This is a genomic window from Nocardia sp. JCM 34519.1, assembly GCF_020361265.1.
Classification (GTDB): domain Bacteria; phylum Actinomycetota; class Actinomycetes; order Mycobacteriales; family Mycobacteriaceae; genus Nocardia; species Nocardia arthritidis_A.
Genome location: NZ_JAIRBR010000003.1, coordinates 197,131 through 206,937, shown reverse-complemented (window position 1 = coordinate 206,937; position 9,807 = coordinate 197,131). Strand labels below are relative to the sequence as shown.

Sequence of the window (9,807 nt, the reverse complement as noted above, 5' to 3'; positions counted from 1 at the left end):
TTTTCCCCGTTGGATTATTCCCGAATCCAGCTATTTTGCTTGCGCCGCCAGCGCGCGTTTGTCCGGCTTTCCCGCTTCGGTTAGGGGCAATTCGGTACAGAATCGAACAACGGCGGGTACATGCGCAGCAGACAGTTCGGCGGCGATATGTTCCCGCAACCGCTCGGCGAGATTTTCACCGTCCCCGTCGGGCACCACCACGGCGTGAATGTTCTCGACGTAATCGCTGTCGGCGACACCGAATACGGCGGCCTGTGCGATGCCCGGATACGCGAGCAACGATTTCTCCACCTCGGACGGATAGATCTTCACACCGTTCGTCTTGATCATTTCGGAGAGCCGGTCGACCAGATGCAGGTAGCCGTCGTCGTCGAAATAGCCGATATCGCCGGTGTGCAGCCACCCGTCGATCAAGACCCGCTCGGTCAGCTCGGGTGCGCGCCAGTAGCCCTGCATCATCATCGGCGAGCGCAGGCAGACCTCACCGGTGGCTCCGGCGGCCAGCACGGTTCGGGTCTCCGGATCGCAGATGCGCAACTCGGCGAAGGGAACCGGCTTGCCGACCGTGTGCAGCAATTCCGGTCGCAGGTGCTCCTCGGGTGTCAACCCGGCGATGGCCCAGGACTCCGTCGACCCGTACACCTGGGCCAGCACCTCGCCGAACGCCTCGACGGCTTGCCGCAGCCGGGCGGGCGCGGCAACGCAACCGCCGTAATAGATTTCGTGCAGGCTGGACAGATCGGCGCCGCCGCGGTCCGGATGGTCGACCAGCAGGTACAGCTGCGGCGTGGCGAGATACAGCCGGTTGACCCGATAACGCTGAATCGTCGCCAGCACATCGCCGGCCTCGAATCGCTCCCGGAGGATCAGCGTCCCGCCGCCGGCGAGCACACCGTCGGCCATACCCGAAACCGATTGGGTCACCGGCGTTGTCACCATCATGACGAGCCGTCCGCCGCCCTGACGAGCGCCGCCGATCATCATGTCGAGCGCGGCGAAGGTGCGCCCGACCCCCTTCGGCAGCCCGGTGGTCCCGCTGGTGTACACCACCGTGGCGATGCCGCCGGTGGTCGCCTCTACCGGCGAATCCGACTCGCCCACAAGAAGATCCGGGATATCCGCGTCGGCGAAGCCCCAGCCGAGCAACCGGCCCTCGGTACCGGCGACGACCTTGCCCGCGTGCGCACGGCGGTCGGCGTCGGTGACCAGAACGGCGCTGCCCGACCGCGCCCACACCTCGCGCTGGGTTTCGACCGAAACCTCGTCCAGCGGGTCGGCGGCGTTCACCCCGCCGATATGCATCACCGTCGCGCCGAGCAGATTGCCCGCGTAGCGCGCGAGCAGCGTCGCCGGACTGTTGGTCACGGTGAGCAGGGCAACCGTATCTCCCGCACCGATCCCGTTGTCCCGCAACGCGCAAGCCGCTCGGTACACCAGCTCGCGACAGCGGGCTGCGGTGAAAACCTCGTCGCGCCAATGCAATACGACCCGATCCGGATCGGCGGCGAAAACGTCGAGCAGCTCGTCTACGTAATGCCCCTCGCTGACCATCATTGCTCCATTCGTGAATTCGCCGTCGTACCAATCAGTTACGGGCCGAGGCGACAAGTTCTGTCAGGTGTTCCACCGCCGCGTCCACGGGGGGCAATGCGAGCATTCTCCGGTGCGCCCGCCGGGATTCGGCGGCGATCCGGTCGTCGGCGAGCACTGCCGTCGTCGTCTTGTGGACGCATTCCGCGGTCAGCTCGGCGAGCCGCTCACCGAGCCCGAAATGCGCGATCCGATCGGCGTTGTGCGGCTGATCCCCGAATTGCGGCAGGGTCACCATCGGGGTCGCGGTGCGGATCGCCTCGCGCACACTGTTGTAGCCCGCGTGGGTGAGGAACAGCTGCGCGCACTGCAGCACGGTCGTTTGCGGAACCCAGTCCAGCAGATGCACATTCGGCCCGGCCGTGATCCCGTCGACGGCGAATCCGGCGGTCGCGACCACCGCATGGCAGTCGACCTCGGACAGTCCCTCGATCAGCGCGCGAATGATGGCCTCCGGCGGTGTGGCCTGTTCGGGCAGGTCCACCCCGTACGACTGGAATGCGCCGAGCATCGGCAGTGCGGTACCCACCGCCGCCAGCACGAGCGGGCGATCCCCGGACAGTCCGGCGAATTCCGGCGGCAACACGCCACCGCCCCCGACCTGCAACGGCTGCCGGTAGGCGAACGGCTCTGGCATGTCGTACTCGGCGAACGAATACTCGTGCGGCACACTCTCGAACCGGCCGAACCGGTGCACCACCGGCCCGTCGACCGGCGGCAATCCGAGTTCGGCCCGCCGCTCGGCCAGCGGTTCGGTGAGCCCGGCCGGATCGATGATGTTCCCGGCCCCGGAGGGCGCCGAGATATGCGGAATACCCAGTGTCTCGGCGACCAACATCCCGGCCAGCTCCGCCCCGTCGCGCACCACGGCGTCGGGCCGGAAGTCCGCGGCGATCGCGAACACCATTCGGTAGATCGCCGTGACGTGCGGGCCCGCCGCGGTCCGCAACAGCTGGTCCCGAATGCTGGGCTCCGGCAACCGAATTCCCTCGGCCTGCTCGGCCTCCTTGCGCGCACGCATCAGAGCGCTGATCGACTCGACGATCCCGGGCAGCTCTGCTCGGACCGGCAACCCGGCCGCCCGGAACGTATCCGCGAGTTCGGGCGCGGTCACCACCAGCACATCGTGTTCTGCCCGCGCGAGCGCGGCGGCCAGCGGCAGCACCTCTCTGGCATGCCCCTGCGAACCGGTTACCGTACACAGCACCCGCACGGTCTCACCTGTCCTTTCTTCGACTCGACCCCCAGCCAGAACCGTACGGGTGGGCTGAATGGCGACCAACCCCTAACGCCCCCATTACCTTTCAACCCCGCCACTGGTTGGAGGCCGATATTCAACCCGGATCTCAACCCGCGGGTTGGTGCCTCGGATCCCGCGCCGCCGTTAGCCTCGGCTGGACAGTTACCGCAAGTCTCGAGGGAGGACGGTATGCCGACCAGTACCCTGATCAACGGCGCCGTCGTGATCGCGGTGATCATTTATATGATCTACCGGAAGTTCACGTGGACCGAAATCATCAGCACCGAGGTCTGGGGCACCCCTGCCACCCTGATCATCATCGGTGTGCTCCAGTTCCGGCACCTGGACAAGGTTTTGAAACCCGCCGACATCGTCATCATCGTGCTCGGTGTCGCCTTCTCACTGATAGGCGGCGCGGTGATGGGGCTGGCGACCCAATTGCGCAAGGAAGGCGACAAGTGGTACCAGAAGGTCGGCAAGGTCGGCCTGGTGGCATGGGTCATCCTCACCCTGTCGCACGTCGCGATCGAAGCGCTCGGTCACGTCGCCGGCGCCGAGGTCGCATCCAGCGGCTCGGTGATGATGCTGACCATGGGCGTCAACACCGCCGCCCTGACCTTCATCCTCAACATGCGCACCGGTGGTGTGAAGCCCCCGGCACGGGGCGGCAGCACCAGTTCTTCGGGCTACCCCCGGTAGTCCGTTTGCACAGCGGTTTCCCAGTCCGCTGAACGGTGGCGCGTCCGGCTCCTCCTCCCCCTCGCTCGAGCCGGACGCGCCACATCCCTGTTCCCGGTCGTCACCGTGTGACGGTCGGGAATTCGCTTGTCACACCTCGGAATTCAGCGCGGCACTGTCCGGAATCGCGGCGTGCACCTGCCAGTAGGGCACGCCTTGCTCGTCCCGGATCACATCCGTCCGCAGATATCCGTCGACCAGCTCGATCCGCTCCCGCATTCCGGTCAGCCCGTAACCGCGCGACTCCGCTCGCTCGCCGGATTCGGCCTCGTCCAATTGGTTTCGCACGGTGAGCGATACGTCGTCATCACCGTAGCGCAGGCATATGCACACCGGCCGACCGCGCGCGTGCTTCCCGGCGTTCGTCAATGCCTCCCTGGCGATCCGCAACAGCGCGATGCTCTCCGCCGGGGCCAACTCCCGATACGCGCCCTCCTGATGGAATTCGACCCGTGTCCGGTGATCGCGATCGAACGATTCGGCCAACTGCCGCAACGACTCCGGCAACGATCGCACGGTTTCGCGTAACGCGGCGACCGCCTGCCTGGCGTCGGACAAACCCTGTTCGGCCAGTCGCTGCGCATTGCCGAGATACTCTGCGGCCCGGTCGATCTGCCGGTGTTCGGTGAGCAGTGCGTGTGCCACCTCCAGCTGAACCCGCAAGGCGCCCAACGAATGTGCGAGCACATCGTGCATTTCACGGCCGATTCGCGCGCGCTCCTCGGCCGCGGCGGCGTTCAACTGCTCGCGGTGTGTGAGTTCCACCTGGATGAGCCGGGCGATGTACTGGCGCCGGTTCAACCCGGCCAGCGTCGCGATGACCATCGCGCCGAAGTAACTGACCGAGCTGTGCATCGAATGTTCCCACCACATGCCCGAGCCGAAGATCAAACCGCTGACCAGCATGCTGACCAGCACCAACGCCAGCGCCGACGTCTCGATCAGCGATGCGTAGGTGCCCATGATCACGCACAGCACGATGACGGCCGAGGCATCGCTCGGCACGCCGCTCGTGACGGCCAGCACGGAGGCGGCGAGGATCAGTACCACACGCATCGTCACGGGTGCGCGCTCGGCGAAGGCCAACCAGCACGCCCAGCAGACCGCCACCACGCCGTAAACGACCCAGAGCCACCGGAATTCGGCCGCGGGACGGGCCGAAACGAGCGTCGCGCCGATGACGGCCGTGCTCAGCCAGGGCACGGCCTTGTTGCCGGTGAACAATTTGTGCGGCGCGAACCGACCTGCCGGGGGCGTGCCGAGCTGGTCCATACGGCCATCGTGCCGTACCGGCGCGGACGGTACCAATCAGTGTGTTCGAGCTCCGGCCAGCGCTTCGAGCCGCGGCACCATATCCGCCACCTCCGGTAAGGCCGACATCGCGCGCCGCACCTGCCGCATGCGGTCACCGAAGCGCACGTCGGTGAGGACCTTCCGGCATGCCTCGGCGATGGCGGACGGCGACCGGTCGTTCACCCGCAGGCCGAGGCCGTAGCGCTCGACGAGGTCGGCATTGGTCAGATTGTCCCCGTACTGCGGGAGCACGACCATCGGGGTGCCGGACGCCATGGCCTCCCGGATGCTGTTGTAGCCGCCGTGCGTGACGAACAGTTGCGCGCACTCGAGCAGCAGCGGCTGTGACATCCATTCGACAACCCGAACGTTGTCCGTACCGCCGCCCACCTTGTCGGCGGTGATCCCACCGGTGGACACCACGGCGTGACTCTCGAGCTCCGACAGCGCCTGCGCGACCGCACCGATCGTCAGGGCCGGATTGCGCAGTTCGTCACCGAGGTCGACACCGGCCTGTTCCGCCGATTCCATCAGCGGGAATTCGCTGCCGACCGCGGCGACCACGAAAGGCCGCTCGGGCGGCAGGTCCGCGATGTCGGGGAGCAGTACCTGATGTTCGTTCAGCGATGGCTGCCGATAGGCGATCGGATTCGGACCCGGAAAGGTCGCGAAGCTGTATTCCGGTGGCACACAGTCGAATCGACCGAACGGGAAGATGGCGAACGGATCGAACCGCGCGGGCAGGCCCAGCTCGGCCCTGCGCTCGTTCAGCGGATCGCGCACCCGCTCCGGCTCCAGAATGTTGCCGTCGCCGGACGGGGCGCTGATATGCGGTATGTCCAGCGCCTCCGCGAGCAGACAGCCGGACAGCTCGCCTCCGTCCCGGATCAACAGGTCAGGCCGGAACCGCTCCGCGATCGGCAGCAGCCGCCGGAACGCGTCGACGAGGTGCGGCCCGGTCGCCACCCAGGTGATCTGCCCGGCCGGGGTGCCGAATCCCGCCATCACCTGCGGGTCGAGAGTCATTCGCCCGCAAAGCAATTCGATGAGCGGCGCGAGGACCTGATCCATGCCGGGCAATACCGGATGCACCACATCCGCCGCACCGTCGAGCCGCGGCGCCAGCTCCGCTGTGCAGGCGAACTCCACCTCGTGTCCCGCCGCCGTCACGGCCCGCGCGAGCGGCAGCACCGAGTTCAAATGGCCGACGGAACCGGTGATCGTGCACAGTACGCGCATTGCAATTCCCTTGTCGCCGTGTCGATTACAGGCTGAAGACGTGGTCGGAGCGGATCGATCCGGTGGTGTCGAACAATCTGCGCGCCCCGGCGATCAGGTCCAGATCGTAGCCGCGATGGCGCTGCAGCAGAATGGTGAGATCGGCCTCCCGCAGCGCCTCGGCCAGATCCGGCACCCGGTTGATTTCCCCGTCCGGCCACCGCAGCGTGTCGACATACGGATCGTGGAACATCACGGACACACCGCGTTCCCGCAGCGCCCGAACGATCGGCACGGCGGGCGTATTCCGGGTATCCGCGGTATCCGGCTTGTAGGTCACCCCCAGGAGCAGCACGGTCGCGGCGTTGGCCGGTATGCCGAGGTCCTCGAGATGTTTGACGCCCCGATCGGCCACCCACAGCGGCGCGGACTTGTTCACCCGGTTGGCGGTTTCGGCCATGTGGAACGGCAGGCCGAGGGAGGCCGCGTGGTGCACCAGATATAGCGGGTCGACCGGGATGCAGTGGCCGCCGACTCCCGCGCCGGGCCAAAACGGCATGTAGCCATAGGGTTTGGTGGCGGCGCAGGAGATCGTGTCCCAGACGTCGATTTCCAGGCTGTGACACAGCTGGGCGAATTCGTTCACCAGCGCGATATTGATCTGGCGGAAGGTATTTTCCAGGATCTTCGCCGCCTCCGCCTCACGCATCCCCTTCGCCGGGTGCACCTCGGTGATCAGGCGGTAGAAGTCGGTGGCGCGCCGCGCACATGTCTCGGTGAGACCGCCGACGACGCGCGGGGTGTTCCTGACATTGAACCGGGTATTGCCGGGATCGATCCGTTCCGGGGAGTATGCCAACGCGAAATCGACGCCGGCGCGCAGACCCGACTCCTCCAGAATCGGCAGCAGCAGGCCGTGCGTGGTGCCCGGGTAGGTCGTCGATTCGACGATGATGAGCTGCCCGGGCCGCAGCCGGTCCCGCACGGTGGTGGTCGCGCTGGTGAGCGGGCCGAGATCGGGCCGCTCGTCCTCGATCGGCGTCGGCACGCACACGACGATCGTTTCGCAGTCGGACAGCACCGCGGGGTCGGTGGTGGCCCGGAATCGGCCCCGCATCGCCGCCACCTCGGCATCGGTCACGGTGTCGATCGGCGACAGACCGGCATTCAACCGGTCCACCCGTCCGCGGTCTATATCGATGCCGACCACGCTGTAGCCTGCCTCGGCAAATGCCGCGGCCAGCGGCAATCCGACATATCCGATACCGATGATGCCCAGTCGCTGAGCGAACATAATTACTCCAAAGTTCTTGGCCAGCACGGAAAGTCGGTTGCCGACGGCAGCTCGATGACGGCGGGTCACCGATCGGGCGTCAGCAGGCGATCCGGTACGGCACGAACGATTCGGCGTACTCCCAGGACAGCGACGAGCCGGCCGCGGCATCCATCAACTGGATCTGCCGAATCGACCGGGGTCCCGCCGTCCGCATCTGAGTTCCGTACGCGCGCAACGCCTCTTCCTTCGCGTGCCAGTAATTCGACGTGTCGACATGCAGCCACCACGGCTCGTTGTGCGACGACCAGCGTTCCTCGGCGCCGCGATAACCGAGCACCAGGTGCGAGGTCGGCTTGAGCCCCGGTGGTTGCGCGCGGGCCGCCGCGAAGGCCGCGGCGTGCACCGCCTGATGATCCTGATGAAATCCGCTGGCCGACGGGATGAACAGCGCCTGCGGCCGCACCGCCGCCAGCGATGCGACCTCATGGCGTTCGATGAGATCGACCAGGGCCCGGCGGCGGTTGCTGATGTCGAGTTCCCCGGTGTCGTCCACCCAGGCAATGGCGGATGAGGTGACACCCAATGCGGCGCAGGCCTTTTCGAATTCCTGGGTGCGGGTCGCCGGATCGCTGCGGCCGCCCCACATCGGTGCGCTGCGCACGGTAACGCACAGCACGTGCACTTCGATCCGATCGGCGGCCAGACGGGCGATCGTGCCACCCGGTCCGATGGTTTCGTCATCGGGATGGGGCGCGATGACCAGCGCGCGGTCACCGGGCACCAGACCCAAAATCGAATGATTCGACTCCAGCACCGCATGCCCCTTAATAATCCAGGCCGCCGCAATATCATTTGCGCAGTCACACGAGATTCGTTGACATCTCGAAGGATGCTCGGTTCGACCGATCCTTACAACCCTTAATCACCCCTACGCTCCGGCATCGCACGGCGATCGTCCCCTAATTCCGCACCAGTGCGACAATTCGGGATTGCGCGGTGCCACTTGCGCTGCAACTCTTGACCTGAGCGATTCGGCTGCCTTAATTCGGTATGTCCGGGTCGTGAAATTGCCTCGCCGAGCCGATGGCCGACGACTCCGATATACGACATCGACCTGCGCAGTAATTGCATCAACTGGAGGATCAGATATGCGGATCGGCCTGGTTTCCGCCGCGAACGCCGGACTGAAGAATACGGGAATGCTTTCGGTCGACCTGGCTTTCTGGGCATTGAGCCGACGCATCGGCATCGATGCCGATATCACGTGGTACACGATTCAACCGCCGGATGTCGAGCCGATCAGACCGTATGTCCACGGCACCGAGCTGCCGTTCCGATTCCGGCCGCTGCTCGATGCCTACGCCGAATTGGCCGACCACGATGCGGTGGTGTTCTGGGGAGATTTCCTGCATGCCCGGCACTACCTGGAGCAGGACGCGGTGTACTGGCTGACCAGGCAACAGCTGGTCAACAACCGGGACGAGGCACGCAGCCTGCTCGATCCGGCGCTACTGCTGTCCACCGCCCCGGACGAGGTGATCGCCAAGACCATCGCCTACGGCGGCACCGTACTGCACAACACCCAGCACGACTATGCCGACGACGATTATCGCAGCGCATTCTTCCGGCTGGTCTCCCGGTGCCGGATGATCTGGATGCGGGACGCGATATCGGCCGCGACCGTGACCCATATCCGGCAGGATTACGCAAAAAGCCATTTCGGCACCGATGCCGCACTGCTGCTGCGCCTCGAAGATCTGGATTTCCTGCCCCGATCGGGCTGGGCCGACGATTCGGATTCCGGCGCTGCTATCGGCGTATTCGTCGGCTCCAGGACGGATACCCCGAATTGGCTGCCGGAGCTGTGGCAGGCATTGTCGGATCGGCTCGGCGCGCGCCCGGAATGGTTTCCGTGGTTCGACGCCGATTTGCCGCCCGAGGCCGCCGAGCTGCCCCGGCGATCCGGCGATTACCGCCTCGGCGACCTTTTCACTCGACTCTCCCGCTACCGTTTGGTGATTACCGACACCTACCACCTGTGCATCAACGCATGGCGGTCGGGCGTGCCCGCGGTATGTATCGGCGCACCGGAACCCGGCCCCGCGCCATATGGTTTTCTCTCGGTGAGCAATCTCAAGAAACACGTCTTCTATCTCGCCTACAACGCGACGGATTTCTATCTCTCCACCCTCGACGAGGGCGCGCAGACCCGGCGCGCCCGCGTCGAACGGATCGCCACCCTGATCGAGAACGGGGGCGCCGCCGCGATCACGGCACGCATGGCGCAGCACGCCGCCGAGGCGGAGAAACAACTCGTGGGCACGTTGCACTCGCTGCGATGAACGCCCCTGGCCGCCGGTTGTCCGACAGCGTGGTCGGTATCGGCGGCCATGCGGCAGCGTGGCCGCAGGGATAGGCCGGGGGCGGTGAATCACCGCCCCCGGCCTACTCT

Annotated in this window: 8 protein-coding genes; 2 read left to right on the top strand and 6 right to left on the bottom strand. The window is 66.0% G+C overall.

From position 1 onward, the window contains the following. Window positions 1–30: 30 nt before the first annotated feature. Window positions 31–1,554 carry a class I adenylate-forming enzyme family protein gene (locus LGY53_RS10540; protein WP_225726469.1) on the bottom strand — a complete coding sequence of 508 codons (1,524 nt, stop codon included), beginning with the start codon at window positions 1,552–1,554 and terminating at the stop codon, window positions 31–33. 31 nt (window positions 1,555–1,585) lie between these two features. After that, window positions 1,586–2,803, bottom strand: coding sequence for a glycosyltransferase (locus tag LGY53_RS10535; protein ID WP_225726468.1), 1,218 nt, complete (start codon window positions 2,801–2,803; stop codon window positions 1,586–1,588). Between the two features lie 216 nt (window positions 2,804–3,019). Here LGY53_RS10535 and LGY53_RS10530 point away from each other — a divergent pair, with 216 nt between their 5' ends. Further along, on the top strand, window positions 3,020–3,529 hold the full coding sequence (locus LGY53_RS10530) for a hypothetical protein (RefSeq protein ID WP_225726467.1): 510 nt from the start codon (window positions 3,020–3,022) through the stop codon (window positions 3,527–3,529). A 129-nt stretch (window positions 3,530–3,658) separates the two neighbouring features. Here LGY53_RS10530 and LGY53_RS10525 read toward each other — a convergent pair whose 3' ends face one another. From LGY53_RS10525 to LGY53_RS10510, 4 genes are all read right to left on the bottom strand, one after another. After that, complete coding sequence (locus tag LGY53_RS10525; protein ID WP_225726466.1) at window positions 3,659–4,840, bottom strand: sensor histidine kinase; 1,182 nt, start codon at window positions 4,838–4,840, stop codon at window positions 3,659–3,661. Window positions 4,841–4,876: 36 nt separating this feature from the next. Then, window positions 4,877–6,100: a glycosyltransferase gene (locus tag LGY53_RS10520; protein ID WP_225726465.1), complete on the bottom strand. Its 1,224-nt coding sequence runs from the start codon at window positions 6,098–6,100 to the stop codon at window positions 4,877–4,879. A 25-nt stretch (window positions 6,101–6,125) separates the two neighbouring features. Further along, window positions 6,126–7,373, bottom strand: a complete 1,248-nt coding sequence (locus tag LGY53_RS10515) for a nucleotide sugar dehydrogenase (RefSeq protein WP_225726464.1) — start codon at window positions 7,371–7,373, stop codon at window positions 6,126–6,128. A gap of 79 nt (window positions 7,374–7,452) precedes the next feature. After that, the gene (locus LGY53_RS10510; RefSeq protein WP_225726463.1) at window positions 7,453–8,169 is read right to left on the bottom strand and encodes a PIG-L deacetylase family protein; all 717 of its coding nucleotides are present in this window, start codon (window positions 8,167–8,169) and stop codon (window positions 7,453–7,455) included. 334 nt (window positions 8,170–8,503) lie between these two features. On the opposite strand from LGY53_RS10510, the gene LGY53_RS10505 reads away from it, so the two are divergent. Beyond that, window positions 8,504–9,697: a polysaccharide pyruvyl transferase family protein gene (locus tag LGY53_RS10505; protein ID WP_225726462.1), complete on the top strand. Its 1,194-nt coding sequence runs from the start codon at window positions 8,504–8,506 to the stop codon at window positions 9,695–9,697. The last annotated feature ends 110 nt before the right edge of the window (window positions 9,698–9,807 follow it).